The organism is Methanooceanicella nereidis, from assembly GCF_021023085.1.
Classification (GTDB): domain Archaea; phylum Halobacteriota; class Methanocellia; order Methanocellales; family Methanocellaceae; genus Methanooceanicella; species Methanooceanicella nereidis.
On sequence record NZ_PGCK01000003.1, the window covers coordinates 198117 to 216285 of the forward strand.

At 48.0% G+C, this 18169-nt stretch carries 19 protein-coding genes and 1 tRNA gene; 12 read left to right on the top strand and 8 right to left on the bottom strand.

The genetic code is table 11. The features are described from left to right. Positions 1-8 precede the first annotated feature (8 nt). Both CUJ83_RS05160 and CUJ83_RS05165 read right to left on the bottom strand, forming a co-directional pair. The gene (locus tag CUJ83_RS05160; RefSeq protein ID WP_369423876.1) at positions 9-2471 is read right to left on the bottom strand and encodes a heavy metal translocating P-type ATPase; all 2463 of its coding nucleotides are present in this window, start codon (positions 2469-2471) and stop codon (positions 9-11) included. Between the two features lie 33 nt (positions 2472-2504). Then, on the bottom strand, positions 2505-2645 hold the full coding sequence (locus tag CUJ83_RS05165; RefSeq protein ID WP_230741216.1) for a YHS domain-containing protein: 141 nt from the start codon (positions 2643-2645) through the stop codon (positions 2505-2507). 128 nt (positions 2646-2773) lie between these two features. On the opposite strand from CUJ83_RS05165, the gene CUJ83_RS05170 reads away from it, so the two are divergent. Beyond that, positions 2774-4774, top strand: a complete 2001-nt coding sequence (locus tag CUJ83_RS05170; RefSeq protein WP_230741217.1) for a thioredoxin domain-containing protein — start codon at positions 2774-2776, stop codon at positions 4772-4774. Between the two features lie 50 nt (positions 4775-4824). Beyond that, positions 4825-6096, top strand: a complete 1272-nt coding sequence (locus tag CUJ83_RS05175) for a methanogenesis marker 16 metalloprotein (protein WP_230741218.1) — start codon at positions 4825-4827, stop codon at positions 6094-6096. A 444-nt stretch (positions 6097-6540) separates the two neighbouring features. Here the strand turns inward: CUJ83_RS05175 and aroD are convergent, their stop codons facing one another. Beyond that, positions 6541-7209 (bottom strand): type I 3-dehydroquinate dehydratase, encoded by a 669-nt coding sequence (gene aroD / locus CUJ83_RS05180; protein ID WP_230741219.1) that lies wholly within the window; start codon positions 7207-7209, stop codon positions 6541-6543. Between the two features lie 2 nt (positions 7210-7211). Beyond that, positions 7212-8654 carry a dihydropteroate synthase-like protein gene (locus tag CUJ83_RS05185; protein WP_230741220.1) on the bottom strand — a complete coding sequence of 481 codons (1443 nt, stop codon included), beginning with the start codon at positions 8652-8654 and terminating at the stop codon, positions 7212-7214. 39 nt (positions 8655-8693) lie between these two features. Between CUJ83_RS05185 and CUJ83_RS05190 the strand changes: the two genes are divergently transcribed. The 7 genes from CUJ83_RS05190 to CUJ83_RS05220 all read left to right on the top strand — a co-directional run bounded on the left by CUJ83_RS05190 (position 8694) and on the right by CUJ83_RS05220 (position 12057). Beyond that, a complete protein-coding gene (locus CUJ83_RS05190) occupies positions 8694-9383 on the top strand; it encodes a PHP domain-containing protein (protein ID WP_230741221.1) in 690 nt (229 codons plus the stop codon). A gap of 53 nt (positions 9384-9436) precedes the next feature. Further along, on the top strand, positions 9437-9889 hold the full coding sequence (locus CUJ83_RS05195) for an Lrp/AsnC family transcriptional regulator (protein WP_230741222.1): 453 nt from the start codon (positions 9437-9439) through the stop codon (positions 9887-9889). Between the two features lies 1 nt (position 9890). Next, positions 9891-10199 (top strand): DUF7521 family protein, encoded by a 309-nt coding sequence (locus CUJ83_RS05200; RefSeq protein ID WP_230741223.1) that lies wholly within the window; start codon positions 9891-9893, stop codon positions 10197-10199. 21 nt (positions 10200-10220) lie between these two features. Further along, a complete protein-coding gene (locus tag CUJ83_RS05205) occupies positions 10221-10730 on the top strand; it encodes a hypothetical protein (RefSeq protein ID WP_230741224.1) in 510 nt (169 codons plus the stop codon). Continuing rightward, entirely contained in the window at positions 10727-11488 is a 762-nt protein-coding gene (locus CUJ83_RS05210; RefSeq protein ID WP_230741225.1) for a CPBP family intramembrane glutamic endopeptidase, read from the top strand. The genes CUJ83_RS05205 and CUJ83_RS05210 overlap by 4 nt, the downstream gene beginning before the upstream one ends. 97 nt (positions 11489-11585) lie before the next feature. Then, positions 11586-11894, top strand: coding sequence for a Sec-independent protein translocase subunit TatA/TatB (locus CUJ83_RS15820; protein WP_305067639.1), 309 nt, complete (start codon positions 11586-11588; stop codon positions 11892-11894). A gap of 88 nt (positions 11895-11982) precedes the next feature. After that, positions 11983-12057, top strand: a tRNA-Met gene (locus CUJ83_RS05220). A 399-nt stretch (positions 12058-12456) separates the two neighbouring features. On the opposite strand, the gene CUJ83_RS15665 is transcribed toward CUJ83_RS05220, so the two are convergent. The 3 genes from CUJ83_RS15665 to CUJ83_RS05230 form a co-directional block, all read right to left on the bottom strand. Further along, entirely contained in the window at positions 12457-12579 is a 123-nt protein-coding gene (locus CUJ83_RS15665; protein ID WP_255668353.1) for a hypothetical protein, read from the bottom strand. A gap of 313 nt (positions 12580-12892) precedes the next feature. Further along, positions 12893-14215, bottom strand: coding sequence for a hypothetical protein (locus CUJ83_RS05225; RefSeq protein ID WP_230741226.1), 1323 nt, complete (start codon positions 14213-14215; stop codon positions 12893-12895). A gap of 238 nt (positions 14216-14453) precedes the next feature. Then, positions 14454-15314: a bile acid:sodium symporter gene (locus CUJ83_RS05230; RefSeq protein WP_230741227.1), complete on the bottom strand. Its 861-nt coding sequence runs from the start codon at positions 15312-15314 to the stop codon at positions 14454-14456. A gap of 218 nt (positions 15315-15532) precedes the next feature. On the opposite strand from CUJ83_RS05230, the gene CUJ83_RS05235 reads away from it, so the two are divergent. The 3 genes from CUJ83_RS05235 to CUJ83_RS05245 all read left to right on the top strand — a co-directional run bounded on the left by CUJ83_RS05235 (position 15533) and on the right by CUJ83_RS05245 (position 17603). Then, on the top strand, positions 15533-16195 hold the full coding sequence (locus CUJ83_RS05235) for a TetR/AcrR family transcriptional regulator (protein WP_230741228.1): 663 nt from the start codon (positions 15533-15535) through the stop codon (positions 16193-16195). A gap of 2 nt (positions 16196-16197) precedes the next feature. Further along, positions 16198-17067, top strand: coding sequence for a flavodoxin family protein (locus CUJ83_RS05240; protein ID WP_230741229.1), 870 nt, complete (start codon positions 16198-16200; stop codon positions 17065-17067). A gap of 149 nt (positions 17068-17216) precedes the next feature. Beyond that, positions 17217-17603: a secondary thiamine-phosphate synthase enzyme YjbQ gene (locus CUJ83_RS05245; protein ID WP_230741230.1), complete on the top strand. Its 387-nt coding sequence runs from the start codon at positions 17217-17219 to the stop codon at positions 17601-17603. Between the two features lie 18 nt (positions 17604-17621). Here the strand turns inward: CUJ83_RS05245 and CUJ83_RS05250 are convergent, their stop codons facing one another. Further along, positions 17622-18101, bottom strand: coding sequence for a hypothetical protein (locus tag CUJ83_RS05250; protein WP_230741231.1), 480 nt, complete (start codon positions 18099-18101; stop codon positions 17622-17624). Positions 18102-18169: the final 68 nt, after the last annotated feature.

An 18169-nucleotide genomic window follows, 5' to 3' on the forward strand; every position in this document is an offset into this window, starting at 1 on the left:
TTTATCACCTATGGTCTGAACCTGTTCAAAAGCAATGAATTCGATACCACCGAGACAGAGCTCATAGCCATCGCAGCGGCCGCGATTATCGGGTTAAGCTGTATACCGAACCAGGGTATCAGTATTCCGGCTGCTATCGGTATGCCGATAATATTATAGATGAACGCCCAGAAGAGGTTCAGCTTAATGGTCCTGATCGTGGCTCTGCTCAGCTTTATTGACGTAAGGACGCCTCTGAGGTCCCCGCTCATGAGCGTGATGTCCGAAGTCTCTATGGCTACATCAGTACCTGTACCTATGGCTATTCCGGTGTCGGCCTGTGCGAGAGCCGGCGCGTCGTTGATGCCGTCTCCCACCATCGCGACATTTTTCCCTTCTGCCTGAAGCTTCTTAATTTCGTTGGCCTTGTCTCCCGGAAGCACTTCCGCCAGCACCCGCTTGACGCCTACCTCTTTTGCTATGGCTTCGGCCGTCCGCCTGTTATCACCGGTGATCATTATCGTCTCGATTCCCATACGGTCGAACTCTTCAATTGCCTCTTTCGACCCTTCCTTTATGGTATCCGCTACCGCGACGACTCCCGCAGGCTTTTCATCGATGGCGATATACATAGGGGTCTTTCCCTGCGCTGAAAGCCTTTCATGCTCAGGCTTCATGGCGCTTATGTCGACGTCCTCGTCCTCCATGAGCTTTGCGTTGCCTGCCATCACTACTCTCCCGTCGACCATCGCGATAATACCCTTGCCGGGGAGCGCATCGAACCTTTCCGGGTCCTTTATTGGTATGCCTCTCTCACCGGCACCATTCACGATCGCAGCCCCAAGCGGGTGTTCCGAGCCTTTTTCGGCCGAAGCCGCTAACCGTATGATTTCCTCTTCCGCGAATCCCGGCTGGCTGACGACGTCTACGAGGGATGGCTTCCCTTTCGTGATAGTCCCTGTCTTGTCCAGGACTATGGTATCTATCTTATATGCGCTCTCAAGGCTCTCCCCGCCTTTGATCAATATGCCGTATTCCGCGCCTTTCCCTGTGCCGACCATTATGGCAGTGGGCGTGGCCAGACCCATGGCACACGGGCATGCGATGATAAGCACCGATATAAAATTAAGCATGGCCAGCAGGAATGCGGGCTTCGGCCCCAGATAATACCATGCCAGGAACGTTAGTATCGCCAGGAATATGACTATGGGCACGAATACGCCGGCGACCTTATCCGCCAGCCTCTGGATGGGCGCTTTAGACCCCTGCGCCTCCTCGACCATTTTAATGATCTGGGATAACACGGTATCTCTGCCTATCTTTGTAGCCCTGAACTTGAACGATCCGGTCTTGTTAATGGTGGCGCCTATGACGGTATCCCCTTCTTTTTTACTGACGGGTATTGGCTCTCCGGTGATCATGGACTCATCTACTGCCGAATATCCTTCCGTGACCACGCCGTCGACCGGGATCTTTTCTCCTGGCCTGACGACCACTATGTCCCCGATGCTGACATCCTCCACAGGCACGTCCTGCTCGACGCCATTCCTTATTATTCTGGCAGTCTTCGCTTTCAACCCCGTAAGCCGGCGTATCGCCTCCGACGTACGGCCCTTCGCCCTTGCCTCAAGGAATTTTCCGAGCAGGATCAGGGCGATGATCATCGTGGACGTATCAAAATACGTGTCCGGCATACTGCCGCCGATGGCAACAAGCGATGGCGCGAACGTCGCGACCACGCTGTAAAAGTATGCCGCGCTGGTCCCGACGGCTATAAGGACGTTCATATCAGCAGTGCCGTGTTTCAGGGCTGCGTATGTCCCTTTATAGAATCTCCATCCTACCCAGAACTGGACCGGTGTGGCAAGAATAAATGATAAAATGTTCTTCTGGTGATGCGATAATGACGATATGACGGGCATCAGGTCCCCTATGAACATAATTGCCATGATGAAAGCGGAAATGGCCAGGCTGATGGCCAGCTTTATCTTAAGGTCGTTCATTTCCTTTTTTCTTGTTTCCCGCTCAATATCGACTGCTTCTTCCTCGGGGATCTCCGCGACATCATAGCCGGCATCCTTAACGACCTTTTTAAGCTCCTTGATCGTCACCTCAGACGGTACGTAATTCACAGTAGCCTTTTCGGTCGCAAGATTGACGGATGCGCTGATGACACCCTGCCTATCCTTTAGCGCATTTTCAATGCGGGCAACACACGAGGCACATGTCATGCCGGTGATCGGCAGCACTACGGTTTCCGCCTCAACTCCGTATCCGGCATCTTTTACCGCGTCCACCATGCTGTCGATAGTAGCCGCTTCAGGATCGTACAGTACGGTCGCCTTCTCGCTGGCAAGGTTGACGTTCGCTTCCGAGACACCTTTCACGCTCTTCAAGGCGCTTTCCACTCTCGACACGCAGGATGCGCATGTCATCCCTGTTATCTTTAGCTGTGTCCTTTTTGATCGTTCGGCTCCTTCGGTAGTGCTCACGAATATACTATATGTCAGGATTTTTATATATACTTAAAGCCCGAGCTTTGTCTTCTGAAATATCCTGGCGCATTCCTCGCTACAAAAATATCTGTATCTGTCCCCCATTTTAAAAATGACTATCGCCTTTTCGGTATCCACGTCCTTGCCGCATACAGGGTCTTTCTCTAACATGTTAACTAATATTCTCAACGTGTGTTTATCTTAAATCCATGGTTTTTTGGATTTCTTGAAAGCGGCTCCTTATTTATAACATTTTAAACCCGGATTCATACTAAAAAACCGGTCTATGTTTTTTAAAGATGCCTGCCGAATTATCATTGATGACTGGCAGGCTTGCAGGTTCAAAGAGCAGCTATTTGAGAAAAGCGGCAGACGAGCCGGTGGAATGGTATGCGTGGTCAGAGGAAGCCTTTGAGCGCGCGAGAAAAGAAAATAAGCCCGTACTATTATCCATCGGCGCGGTATGGTGCCACTGGTGCCATGTAATGGCGCATGAAAGCTGGCAGGACAAGGATGTCGCCCGGATAATTAATGAAAAGTTCATTCCGATAAAGGTCGACCGCGACGAGAGGCCTGAGCTTGATAAGATCTACCAGGAAGCTGTAAACGCTCTGACCGGAAGGGGCGGCTGGCCTCTTACTGTTTTTCTAACTCCCGATAAAGAGCCATTTTACGGGGGCACATATTTCCCTGATAGTCCCCGCCACGGCCTGCCATCGATAAAAGAAATATTGCTCGCCGTGAGCGATGCCTATGAGAAGAACAGGAAAGACGTGATGAACACTGTCAAAGAAATGATGAAGATATATGCACCCGGAAAACTCTCCCGGTCTGAATTGAAGGCGGGGTACGTAAGCGGCGCTGTCGAGGCGATGAAAGATAATTATGACATGATCAACGGAGGCTTCGGCGGGGCGCCAAAATTCCCCTTCTCAGAGGCTCTTTTGTTTCTGCTGCAAAGGTACGAGACTGACTGTGACGTCGATGCGTGGAACATGGCAGACCATACATTAAGGAAGATGGCGTCCGGCGGCGTTTACGACCAGGCTGGCGGCGGCTTTCACAGGTATTCGACCGATTCAGGATGGCGGGTCCCTCACTTTGAAAAAATGCTATACGATAACGCTCTGCTATTAAAGGCATATCTTGTAGCCTATCAGAAAACTCGATCGGACTTCTACAGGCATGTTTCCCATGAGATCGTCGATTTTGTCTTTAGAGATCTTGTCAGAGAGCCTGCGGGTTTCGCATCGAGCATAGACGCAGATGTGCACGGAGAAGAAGGGTCATATTTCGTCTGGACCGAGGACGAGATCAAGGGAATGCTGGGTAACAGGGCAGATACGTTCATCGAGGCGTTCAACGTGACAAAAAACGGGAACTTTGAAGGCGGAAAGAACATTTTGTACATGACAGGCGAGATAGACAGGTCAAAATTTGAGAATGAGTTAACGATACTGCTGGATACGAGATATGAAAGAGAGATGCCTTATGTGGACACAAGTATTATCACAGGCTGGACTTCGCTGATGTCCACATCGCTTCTAAAGGCATATGAGATACTGGACGATTACAGGTGTAAGGACCATGCGATAAAGACCGTGGATTTTATCCTGAACATCATGTATAAGGATGGCAAATTATACCGCATGTATTCGGACGTGCCTTCGGTGGACGCGTTCATTGAGGACTACTCCTGCCTGATCGAGGCGTTGATCGAGTCGTTTGCCGCTGTACAGGACTATTATTATATTGATATGGCTGAAAGGCTGCTGGCGGATTGTGACGAGAATTTCCTTGACCGGGAAAACGGAGGCTACTTTTACGTCCAAAAAAGCGACAGGTCCCCAATGACGCAGGATAAGCCCGTGATGGACTATTCCGTGCCCGGCCCGAATGCCCAGATGGCGCGTAACCTGATCAAGCTTCATTATTATACGGGCGAAGGAAAATACCGGGAAAAGGCGAAAGAGCTGCTAGAGATATTCCTTGATGCAGCGAAGCCTTATCCGCTGGGTAATGCAACCTACTTCTCAGCCCTTGACTATTACGCCAACCCGCCAGACCAGATCATCATTGCCGCGGAGAATGGCGAAGGCATGGACTTTATCCATAGTGTGAACAGCCTCATATGCAAACGGGCTGTCATCCTTTATAACGATAATACGACAAGGATGCTTGAAGAATTCGAGGGAAAGGTGCCTGTCGGGGGGAAGACTACCGCATATATTTGCCGGCAGGGAGTATGTATGAAACCAGTAAGCAGCCTCGATGAGCTCAAAAGGATATACCGGCATTAGAGCCGTATGGCGGACTTTTTAAGCCTTGAAAGTATATGATTAAATAATATATGCCCGCGAAAGAAAAAACCCTCCAGGAGATCAACGAGAAAATCGCCAGAGGCGCCGCCATAGTCCTGACCGCGTCCGAACTTTTATCCATCGCGCAGGAAGGCGGGGAGATCCCGGACGTCGACGTCGTCACATGCGCCACAAAAGGCATAATGAGCGGCACGATGGCCAGCCTGTCATTTAAAGTCGCCGAAAAGAACGAGTTCGTAAGGGCTAAAGGGTTGTGGCTTAACGGCGTTCCTGCTTATCCCGGGCCATGTCCTAATGAAAGGCTGGGGATAGTGGATACCATCGTATTCGGGACCGCTCACAGCATCTATGACGATAAGTACGGCGGCGGACACCTTTTCCGCGATATGGTCGAGGGTAATGACATCGAGGTCGAGGTCGAGACCGATACCGGGCGTAAGCTCAAGACAGCGACAACGATGGAAAATATCGCTTACGCAAAGATGATCGCCACAAGGAACGCATATAAGAACTATGTCGCTTACGTTAACCCTTCACCTGAGACGCTATATGATTCTATATTCTCCGTTGGCCCGTTTTACGGCCCCTATAAGGAGCTAAAGTTTTGCGGTTGCGGCGAGCTGAACCCTGTCGAGAAAGACCCCGGCCTGGACGTCATAGGCGAAGGCACAAAAGTGCTGATAAACGGCGCTCCCGGAATGGTCACGGGGCGCGGGACCAGGAGCACGCCCGAAAAGCCCAACCTTTCCGCAATATCCGACATGAAAAAAATGGACCCGAAATACATGGGCGGCTTCGTGACTTCACACGGCCCCGAGGTCGTATCATCCTGGGCTGTGCCTATACCTGTTCTAAACGACCGTATCCTGAAGAATCTATTAAAGAGAGACGCGGAGATCCCTCTATCAGTGGTGGACGTAAGAGGCCGTGAAGAGATCGGGCGGATCACCTACGCGGACGTCTGGAAAGATTGCGATCTTGCTGTCAGGTTTGATCCGAAACTGTGTGACGGATGCGAAAAATGCCGCGCAGAGGAAATGTGTCCCAGAGGTGCTTTATCGTTCAAGGAAAAGCGGATAGACCGCAGCAAATGTTTCAATTGCGGAGTATGCATCGGCTTCTGTCCAAACTCGGCAGTGTCCGCGAACCTCGGAGAAGTGGAGTTCCTGGGTAAGAAGATGCCTATCACAGAACGCCATTCGGACCGTTTGGGTGCTATGAAGATATCTGCCGAATTGAAAAGACTGATACTGTCCGGTGAATTCAAAGTCACAGAAATGGTCGAAAAAATCAAGTTTTAATTAGAAGATAATAATCTGGTATCCTTTTTAAACCACGAAGCGCACGAAGGCGAGTAAGGTACACTATACTGTTAACCACGAAGCGCACGAAGGCGAGTAAGGTTCACTATACTGTTAACCACGAAGCGCACGAAGGCGAGTAAGGTTCACTATACTGTTAACCACGAAGCGCACGAAGGCGAGTAAGGTACACTATACTGTTAACCACGAAGCGCACGAAGGCGAGTAAGGTTCACTATACTGTTAACCACGAAGCGCACGAAGGCGAGTAAGGTACACTAATTTTTTTTAAAATATATGCTTATCTTCTAAAAAAGTTCTTTGTGTTCCTTGTTCGCCTTTGTGCGCTTTGTGGTTAGCAGTTTTGTGTTCCTTGTTCGCCTTTGTGCGCTTTGTGGTTAGCAGTTTTGTGTTCCTTCGAGCCCTTTGTGGTGAAAGGATAAATTATCTTAATCCCAGTATTTTGAGCCCTTCTTTTATCCTATCCACGCGCATTTGCCCGGGTGCCACCGGCCTGCGAACGTATCCATATGTCAGGGAAGATCCATAAACGCAGGACATTATGCGGGAATGCTGCCCGATCTCTCCCATTGCTATGGTACAGACCGGCCTTTTTGACACCAGCGTCACCTCATACAGCCTCAGCACGTCATGGAAGCTTTTTGGCATGACGGCGAGCTTGGCATACCCTCCTTTCTGAGACGACCTGTCGATGATGTCCAGCATCTCGTCGTTCGAAGGCGTCTTCTCAAAGTCATGGTATGATACGATAGGAAGCGCATCCGTTCCCTCCAGCGTCTCTAATATATCATCGATATTACTGGCTCTAAGCTCGACGTCTATAAAATCCACGAACGGTGCCAGTTCCTTGAAAATCTTGATCCTGTCGGCATCCGGGCCCTTAAAATTACCGCCCTCGTATACGGGCCTTATCGTAGCGATTATGCCGCACTTCAGGTCCTCGTAGATGCCTTCTATCATGGGCAGCGGCTTCTCGGTCGAAAGGTCGACGCGAACTTCCACTATGTCCGCGCCAAGCCCGATAGCCTCTATGGCCTCTTCCATCGATGTGATCGATGCGACTACTTTAGGGGGGAAATCCATTTTCATCATTCCTAGAACCTGTCATCCTGCAGGTATGTCCTGTTAAACCTTATCGCCAGTTCGGCTTTCATCAGTTCGGCACCCAGGTATCCCATGTGGTCAAGCCTGGATACAAGGCCCCTGTCTATTATCGTATGCATTATCGGGCCTGCGTCCTTTCCTGCGATAGTGATGTCGCCATTCTTTGCGTATATCGTGCCGTTATCTATGAATATATTAAAGCTGCCTTTCGGGTCTGTCATCCACTCATGTCTTTTAGCCTCTATAACTCTGCCCGGCTCTATAAGGTCTTTACGCGGGCGCTTTTCTTTTATGACGAGAAGGTCAATGCCCAGATCCTTTACCGGGCCTTTACGCTCTTTGGCCAGCGCCATCATCATGCAGGCTTTTTTAAGCTCGTCAGCGCTGTTTATGGCTTTCTGGCTGTGCTCTGTAGTGAACAGGATGCTCGCGTCAAGCTCCATGGCAAAGCCTGCAAGAAGGGCGTTGACACCTATCGAGTCCGCGTCTATGAGCTCGGTTATGTTGCCCACGCCGAAGAATAACGGCATGCCTGCATGCTCTTTCCTGAAGTCGATATATCTTTCCAGCGATTCCACGGCGCCGTGCCCGACCGGGGACAATACCGGGTCGGCAACGATGTGTTCAATGCCGATGTCCTTACATTTTTGAATATTTACACATAAGCTTTCAAGGGTCTCGTCGTCGGGAATTACGACTGCAGGGATATCCTTTTCTGCTATGAGATTGCCTATCATATCGATGTTAGAGCCGTTAAGGCTCAGCACCATATTAGCGCCGGCTTCTATTCCTGCCTCTATGTACTCGGGTATAAGCGTGTCTATGCTTATCGGCTTGAAAGTCGCCGACCTGGCGACCTTTACCGCATGCATAACGGCTTCGGGCGTCGAGTCAAGCGGCACTCCCAGGTCAATGATGTCAGCCGACGCGTAGCTGTCTATCTTCTTTATCAGATCTACGTCTGACAGTTTCGTAGCGTCGACGACCTCTGCCATGACTTTCATGGTCGACGTCCAGCCTATCTTTACGCCTTTCAGCATAAATTCCGGCGCGGCCTCTTCCTCTAATCTCTCATAATCCTTTATCGCGTTCTCGCGCTTAATGTTCGCGAGAAGCTGGCATGCAGAGACCTTATGCGAGAACTCGATCTTATCCGCATACTGAAGCGCCAGAGGTATGTCAAACGCGTGCTTAGGGCCAAGCCTTATTTTGACGCCGAGCTTATTCTCAAGCCCTGAGAAATCCGACGATGACAGGCCCGTCACAAGGACAAGGTCATAGTCTTCCGCTTTATCTTTGATAGCCTCTTCTAAAAGCTTCGGCGTGACAAACGCCGCCACTCCTATATCAAGCATAATAACATCCGCGGCTTTGCCCGCCACGCTTTTTACCACGGGGTAGGCCAGCCTGCCCGTAACCAACAACACGCGCATACAGAAGAGTTATATTCGAACAACCAAAATATTAACTCTATGCTTCGCTTCGACCTTCACGTGCACAGCAACTTTTCAAAAGATGGCACCAGCAGCATAGAATCGATACTTAAGGCCGCGAAGGCTAAGGGGCTGGACGGTATAGCGATCACCGACCACGATACCACTAAAGGCGCGAAGTACGCCCTCGAGATATGCGAGAAAGTGGCTCCCGGCCTTATTGTCATTCCGGGGGAAGAGATATCTACAAAGTCAGGCCATATGATAGTACTCGGCATAACGGAGACGATACCGCCCGGGCTATCTGTGAAGGATACCATAGTGAGGGCAAGGGAGCTTGGCGGCACAATAATCATACCTCACCCCGGGCACAGGATGAGGCATGGCATGAACGTGCCGAGAGGCATAGACGCCGTGGAGATCTTCAATTCCAGGTACATAGTGGGCTATCACAACTATATGGCGAGAAGACGCGCTCACAGGAAGAGCGTACCGGGTGTCGCCGGCAGCGACGCGCATACGGCAGACCTGGTCGGCACGGCCGTCACTGAGGTCAATACCCACGAAAGGGACGCGGGCTCAGTCCTGAAAGCTATCCGTGAAGGAAAGACCAGGGTGGTCGTGAAAAAGACGCCGCTCATCAAGTACATGGCACAGATAGGTCGCGGCTGGGTAAGAAAAATTAAGTATAAAATGGGCGGTCGGGAAAAAAAATTTTCCAAAATGTAGCGTTTCATCGATATATTTATCATATATGAGACCCAGCAATAGATAGATGATCAATGGATCTTACTGATCGTACAATCATAGAAAAACTCACCCGCGATAGCCGGATACACTGTACCGAGATCGCCAGCGAACTGGGCGTCGCGACGTCGACGGTGCATAAGCGTGTCAACCAGCTTTATAACGACGGGGTGATCGAGCAATTCACAATTATTTTAAACCCTGAAAAATCCGGTACGGCGCTTACGACCTTCATTGGCATCAATGTGGACAGCGGCCGTAAGGACGAGGTCATCAACACTTTAAAGTCCCTTAATAACGTGCTTGAGGTGTATGAGCTTCTGGAACCCTATGATATTTTTGTCAAGGTCCGTACGCGAGACATCAGCGAGCTGAAGGAAAACGTGCTGCGTGTGATCGCGAATACGAAGGGGGTCCTGAACACGAGCAGCATCCTTACGACAAGGCGGCATAAGGAGAACGCCTGTATAACGAAGAACGGTGATTGAGATGGGAGTATATCTGATAGAGGGGATAGCGGCTTTTTTAATGTACCTGTTAGGAGGCGCGCTTGTACTTTTCATATATGAGGCTTACGTCAAGACAAAACAGACGAATCTCATGTATATGGCTGTCGGGTTTTTTGTTATCATTTTTGGAAGTAACCTTAACACGCTGGCCGCAGGGATAATCGAGATACCTCAATACGCTGCCGCTATAGATATGTCGACGGCCCGCACGGCAGCGCTGATAATACAGCTATCCGGCATAATCATCCTGTTATTATCTGCCATCCATCCGTTCGGGCAAAAGAAATGACCATATCAGCTCGTGGTGAAAATGGATAGGTTCAAGCAATTTGCCAATAGCTGGAAAACGGTCGGCGTCACGTCAAGGGTAAAGTGGCAGCAGAGCAATACTATCGACCGCTTAAACTCACAGCTCATAAAGGCTCTTGTGGAAAAATACGGCGAAGAGGTGATGGCCATCATCTCTGACATAACCTTTGAGATAGGGCTCGAGGACGGTAAAAAGATCTGCGAGAACCTGAATCTTGAGTCCGGCACCACTAAAGGCTGCGTCATGCCGCTCGAGACGGTCTCCTTATTATCAGGCATTGACTCGGAGGTATGCGGGAGCGGAAAAGACCAGAGGTCGACTTCGATACGTATCCGGGGGTGCATGTTCTCCGGCATGTTCGACGGGATGAACCCTGACATTAAGTCACGGGCCTGTGAAAGCTATTCCCTGGGGCTCGTTCGCGCTGTCAATGATAAAGCAGAGCTAAAGGTGTCCAGGAAATGCTGCGCGACCAATAAGTTCTGCGAGTTCGTGGTGAGTTTACGTTGAAATATTCCGCGCTTACCAGGGCCTCACTTTTCTTTTTACTGATATTATCGCTCGTATTCGTCTTTCCTTCCGTCGTCGGCGCTATAGGTGCCTATGCCCTGATGATAATGTTGTCGATAATGTTTGTGATCTTTGACGGAATAAAGGTCAAAGAAAGGAGTTTCATTCTCGGCAGTATCGTAGCCGTGCTCTCGATGACCTCCGCGTTCATTTTAATGCTGGTTTCCGGCAGCGTGGAAATATTGTCGGTCAACCCGGAATACGCGGTGGTTCTCTTTAGCGCTGTGATTTTACAGGGATTTGTCGCTTTCGGGGAAGAGCTCTCTTTTCGCCAGTACCTGTTCCAGGTGCTGGGGGACACTATAGGGAAGCCTGCGTCGGCCGTTATAACATCGATAGCTTTTGCCGCGCTTCATATTCCGTCCATGATAGTCCTTCAGATAAACTCTGGCCTGATGGTGATCGCCTTTCTGACGATCTTTCTGGCTAGCATTCTGCTGACGCTGCTGTATGTCTACGGGGGCATACTTAACGCCGTAGCGTTCCATTTCTTCTGGAACCTTCTCCAGTACAACATCTTTGGCCTCGGCCCTCTCGACTCCGTTTTAAAAGTATCAAAAAGCGGAGAGGCGGTCCTTAACGGCGGCAGTTTCGGTGCTGAGGCATCGATCATCGGGCTTGCCGTGACTGTAGCATCGATCATTGTGTTATCTTATTACTTTAAGGCTAAGCCTTCACCCGAAAACGAAATATATTAGAAATAATATATTATTAAAATGCGCCTGCATGGCATTCAAAAAGTATATTATAGCATATAACATCTAGTAATTAAAATTCACAGCTTGGAGAATTATCATGGGCATGTTTGGCTATCAGGAACTGTTACTTGTATTTCTGGCCATAGTCTTACTGTTTGGCGCGTCAAAGCTTCCCGAGCTTGCCAGGTCGATGGGTAAATCCCTTGGCGAGTTCAAGCGCGGACAGATCGAAGTCGAGAGAGATCTAAAGACGATGAAAGAATCTGCCCCGGAAAAGGAAGCCGAACTGACCAAAGTCCAGAAGATGGCGAAGAAACTTAACATCGACATCACCGGAAAGACCGAGGACCAGCTCCTGGCCGAGATCGAGACGAAGCTCGGCGAAAAGGGCGCTTCTTCGAATTGAAACGGTAACAATAAGAGCGTTACTGGTAAACTATATATACTGTTGGCAGCGTTATAAGGCTGCTAACATATTACTCGTTGTAACACATAGCGGGGTGGGGTAGTCAGGAGATCCCGACGGGCTCATAACCCGTAGACCAATGGTTCAAATCCATTCCCCGCTACTTTTAAAATAATTAATAAATTTTTGCAACTCCGTAGGAGTTGCTATCGATAAAAGTTTTTGAAAGGCTAGCGGAAAACTTTTTTCAAAAAGTTTTCCTGCGTTTGTAGTTATTTCTTTTTAGTATTCTATGTTCGCTATTTGTTATATTTGATTAGCTATTTCTTATTATTTCATGCGGTTCGACGCTCGTTCTTTTTGTATTTGTCGTTACCGTTTCATGCGGTTCGACGCTCGTTCTTTTTGTATTTGTCGTTACCGTTTCATGCGGTTCGACGCTCGTTCTTTTTGTATTTGTCGTTACCGTTTCATGCGGTTCGACGCTCGTTCTTTTTGTATTTGTCGTTACCGTTTCATGCAGTTCGACGCTCGCTCCCTTTGGTCGCTCGCTACTCGGCTTTTAGGGTGCTCCGATGTCAGGGCCGGGCTTGCACCCCGCATAACATTCGCTTCGCTCTGTTATGCTCGCAAGCCCTAAGCGACGCGGACTAACGCCGCGTCCATTACCCTGCCATCTACGCATCCCTCGCTTCGCTCGGGCAGACCCTAAAAGTCTCGCCGAACGCGATGATAATTCTCAAAAATATCTTAAATATACAAGATATGCATTAGTCAGGAGATCCCGACGGGCTATAACCCGTAGACTAATGGTTCAAATCCATTCCCCGCTACTTTTAAAATAGTACTAGAGCTTTATTCAACACTATACTTCTATAAATACTATTTTTGTGAAAAATCAGTGATCTCAAGCTCTGTTATACGGTTTGATAAAAAACTATAAGTAAAAAAAGAAAAGCAAGGCCTCTCTGATCATATTCATAAAAAATAAAAATAGATCATAATATGAATATGAATATCACCAGATATACAATAAGCGACGGTATGAACAATTTAGCCCATAATATCTTGTTTGACCGGTATATCTTGGCACCTTTATGAGGCTCAAAAGGCATCAGGTGGTACAGGCTTAAGACCATATTCGCAGAAAACCCGATGATCCCGATCCAGGCGATATCCTGTCCCCATGTCGTGAATTTCAAAGGTATCAGTAACAGGAACAATATTGCCAGTATAAAGTTCATCCTGGGGCCTGCATAAGCGATGTCAGCATCGTCCTTTTCTGTAACATTCTCTCCTTTTACGGCTGTCCTTGCAGGAGCTCCGAACACCGAGCCAAACAGCCATGATGTTAGCAGGACCGTTATTGTGCCTAACTTCCAGAACTTGTACTCCGTATCGATCTTTAGCTTATTCGCGGCCCTTATGCTTACGAGGTCATGTGCGACTTCACTTATGCCGACGATGGATATGCCAAGGAGGATATTGGTGAGAGAGAAGACTTCACGGTCGGCGTAAATGAACATCAGGCCGAAAATGACTGCTGCTATGACCACTATCGATATTTCATACAATGACAGGTTAAACAATACCACTTTCTTCTTACCGATAGTATCTTTTGCCAGGCGGTCCCCTGTCTCGCTTAATTTCTCATCGACACTGAAAGATAATACATCCAAAATAAATTCTGTAATCTTCCCGAATAGTCCTCTTCCCAGCAGAGAGAATAAAAAGCTTAAACATATCCCCGTCACAATTGCTGCGGCCGGCATAAGTTCTTCCGGGATAATGCCGTTCCCCGGCAGGTCCTTCCTGTGGTAATCATATCCTGATGCGTCCCCTATCACCGCGACATTTTTGCCTCCGGGACCCTTGATGACTTCAAATATGATCGTCGGCATTTTTTTGTCAGTGACATTGTACTTCAGGTAGCCTTCATCCAGCAGCATCCGGGTATAAGCATTATGGTTAGGCCCACCCATTACAATGAGGTCATAGCTGGAAACGTCATTACCATCGAACTCTTTCACGTCATCTTTGATAATTCGATTTTCATCAAAATGCTGGCCTTTTATATTGTTCAGTAACTGTTCCTCTTCCAGGTCCATGCCGGATCCCAGGATAATGAGCGGGTTGGTGAGCGATACTCTGGAAATATTCCCCACATTAACGATCATCTCCTCGCCGCCCAATCCTGTGCCATTCAACATATCTTCAATGCTCACAGAATACATCGTGCTTGCGGACCCGGGTTGTATGCCGATAATAAATATAGTTGCAACTATCAATATCGCTATGAATAGCAATTTAATCTTTTTCAAAACTCAATACCCCCCGGTAAATGATAATAATTGATATTATTTCGATATATATTATTGGGTATAGGATATGGATGTTTACAATTTTTCTAAAAGTTTAAAAATAATATTATAAAAAATTAATTTTTTCTCTCCCGTTATTATCTCCGAAGTCCCTATCATGAACTGCAATTTCAGACTTCAGGGCGTAAAAGGCTTGTCATGCGTATCGATGAACTCGACAATTTTTACCATCCGATTTTTACATATGCTCCTTTTTGCTTTTAGTGCAATATTTGAGATAAGCCGATGTGACAATGATAAACACCACTAAGTATGGTATCAATACCGGCAGGGCTCTTTCCAGAGGAGCGTTCACCGAGGCGATCAGAAGGGCCAGCCCCGGATTTCTAGTCGCGCTTTCCAGGGCCAGCGTAGTACGCTCTTCCGGACCGCCCGTAGCTAACAGGTGGCCGGTTGCCAGAGCGGCAATTATCATCATTGCCATGGCCGCGTATGACCTGATGTCCATCTTAAAGATAAGATCATAGGAAAACGACATGATAATGATAATGACCATAAACAGGATGATCTGTGATAAGGCCGCCAAAGGCCGGATAATACGTCGAGCCGCGTCGGGGAAAAATGACCGGAAAATAATGCCGATGATGACCGGAACTAGTATGGAAAGCCCCACCTGATCCGCCACTGCTAACGGGCTTACCATAAACCCGAGATCAAGAATAGTATTTAAAATAGTTAATGTGACAGGCGTAGTGACGATCGCCAGTAAGGCTAGCAATAAGTGAAGGCTTATGGCGTATTCATGCTTTCCTCCCGACTTTATTATTCTCGATAATACTCTTGGTGCCGCAGGGGATGCTGCAAGGATCACAAGTCCGATCGCAGTTGCGCGTTCAGGATCGACCAAAAATATGACCAGCATGACGATAATGGGTACGATCACAACTACGGAGAGTAGCGACCTAAAAAACAGCCATGGACGCTCTTTGAAAAAAGTCAGTTCCTTAAAGGATGTGTCCAGCCCAAGAGATAACATGATCGCAAATGTACTTATTATTGCGCCAGTTTGAATTATTTGCAGGATGAGCCCTGATATCATCACGCTTTATCACATCTTTAGGGCAAAACATGATTATGTCGTGCACTGACCGAATACTGATAGTTACAATTTAATTCTTAAGATTCAAGCACAAAAACACTTCCCGTTTTATTCATATGTTTTTTATTCTTAAAAAAGCTACCAATAGGTAGCTTTATATACTTTAAGAATATTCTATACATTGTAAAGCTACCAAATGGTAGCTTATGGTGATATTGATGGCCGTGAAAACGCGAAAGACTGGCAGGCCGGCGAAGGTCCCCGGCGAGAAATGCACGAAGGAGAAAATATTCGACGCCGCCGTGGACTTGTTCGCCGAGAAGGGGTATGACGGGGTCTCGATGGACGACATAGCGAATGCTGTAGGGATCAGAAAAAGTTCGGTGTATAAGCATTATTCCAGCAAGGACGTTATCCTGGATTCCATATTCGAGTACATGAAATCAATGCTATATATGCCTCCGCCCAAGGATCTGGATATGGATACTTTACTCGATACCTTGTCTTTCGAAGAGGTGCTTGAGATGGGGTTTGAGTCGATAAAAAAGATGGCTGAAGATCCGCTCATGTTCAAGCTTGTTCGCATAGTCACCATAGAGCTTCACAGGAATAAGAAGATAAGAGACTTCTTCTACGATCAGATGTTCGAGCGCCCTGTAGACGAGAATGAGCTTTTATTCAGGAGGCTGATCGAAAAAGGAAAGATCAAGCCGTATGACCCGAGGGCTCTGGCGACGTCTTACTTTTCCTTCACAGCTTACATGCATATGGAGACTTTCCTGCTGAGGTATGAGGAAGGCATTGATGTTGAGCGTATTGAAAAGAAGTCAAGGGCACAGATGAAACTTTTCGTAGAGATGTTAAAAATTGAGGGGACATAAAAATGAAAATACTCGCTATCATAGGGAGCGCCAGAAAGGGCAACACATATCGTGTCGTTCAGCGCATTGAAGAGAATATGAAAAATATGGGGGACGTGGACTTCGAGTACCTGTTCCTTAAAGATCTTGGCCAGGGCTATTGCAGGGGATGCACTGTGTGCTTCCTGAAGGGAGAGCAGAAGTGCCCGGTCAGGGATGGCAGCGAAGTGCTGGAGAAGAAGATGCTCGAAGCTGACGGTGTTATATTTGCCTCGCCGAACTATGCGAGCAACGTAACCGGCCTTATGAAGACTTTCATCGACCGTATCGCTTATGCGGGACACAGGCCCAGGTTTTACGGGCAATATGCCCTCTACGTGGTCACAAGCGCAGGCCCGGGCGGAGTAAAGCAGTGCATGGCGGCCATGCAAGGGCCGTTCTCAAGCTTCGGGTTCAGGACCGCGGGCAAGATCAGCGTCATGACGCCGCCTTTCAAGACACCGAAGGAACATGAGGAAAAGAACTTAAAGGCGATCGATAGCGCATCGGACAAATTCTACAATAGTATCAAGAACAAAGGTCCGGCAGCCCCCGGCTTAATGGATGTGATAGGTTTCAAGTCTATACAGGCTATGGGGAACGAGTTCGGAGAAATATACGATAACATATATCCTGCCGATTCTCAGTACTGGAAAGAGAAAGGCTGGATGGACCGCAGCAAGTACTACTACACGGACGCGAATATCGGCATCATGAAAAAATTAATAGCAAATGTCGCAGTAGCGTTCATGATGTTATATCTCAAAAGGACTATATTCTCCGAGATGGGAAAAAGGTCGCCTGAAAGGTCGGAAGTTCAGGCTAAGAGCCTGATACAGGGAAATAAGGTCTGAGGGGCTTCCAGGTTCCGGACTTTTTTATTTTTAAAATCTGTATGTTTAAAGCCCTCTTATTCATATGACCTGACCAATGGTTCAAATAATTTGATATTGAGTATCATTTAAGTATACATTAGGGGGCGATCAATATCATCTGGAATGAAATGAGTATATCCACAAGTTCACGTGTTCAGTTTTTAGATATTACGAGGCGTGTTCAGGCCGAAGTGTCAAAAAGGAACGTTAAGAACGGCATCTGTCATCTATACGTCACACATACGACGGCAGGCCTGACCATTAATGAAAACGCCGATCCCGATGTTACGACGGACCTGATAAATATCCTGGAAAAGCTTGTGCCTGTAAGGGGCGGTTATCTGCATTCTGAAGGTAATTCCGACGCTCACATGAAGGCTTCAATGATGGGTTTTTCACTGATGATACCGGTGATAGAAGGCAGGCTGGCGTTAGGCACATGGCAGGGAATATACTTTTGCGAGTTTGACGGGCCCCGAAGCCGAAAGTTGCTTTTCGGCACGTCGGGCGAATAACGCCTGTCGCCGTATTCCTTATTTTAGTTTCCCGTTCATGTAGAAGAACGGCTTGTTCACGGGTTTCCTGTGGCCGCCGTACACGCTGGGCGGTATCTCCGGCGTTTTCGCGCTATCGAGCGGAATGCAGTACATGTGCTCAGGATTATCGGGGAAGCCTTTCACTCCTGCTACGACGAACACGGGTAGTTTTTTCGAGCTCTGGAAATCCTGGTAATGCTTGATCTGGTTAGGGGACGACCACCTTATGACGTCGCTGCCTACTGACTGTCCTTGTGAAAAATCCTGCCTGAAAACGCAAACGACCGCGAACCTCTGGTTCGACTTCTTATGCTTGATAATAATGTCCGGGTCCCTGTAAGGCTGGTCCGCCGCAGGTGTAACGGGTTTTCTCTCTATCGCATAATGCTCGGGGCTGAAGAGCCCGGATACCAGTCTCTCGAACTTTATATTATTACGCCTCTCAGTCTCGTCCGGCCTGTCATCTTCTAAACGCATTGTAATCCGCCCATTTAATTATCTGTTAAATGACCATGTTTATTTTAAACTCGTATAAAGTTATTGCA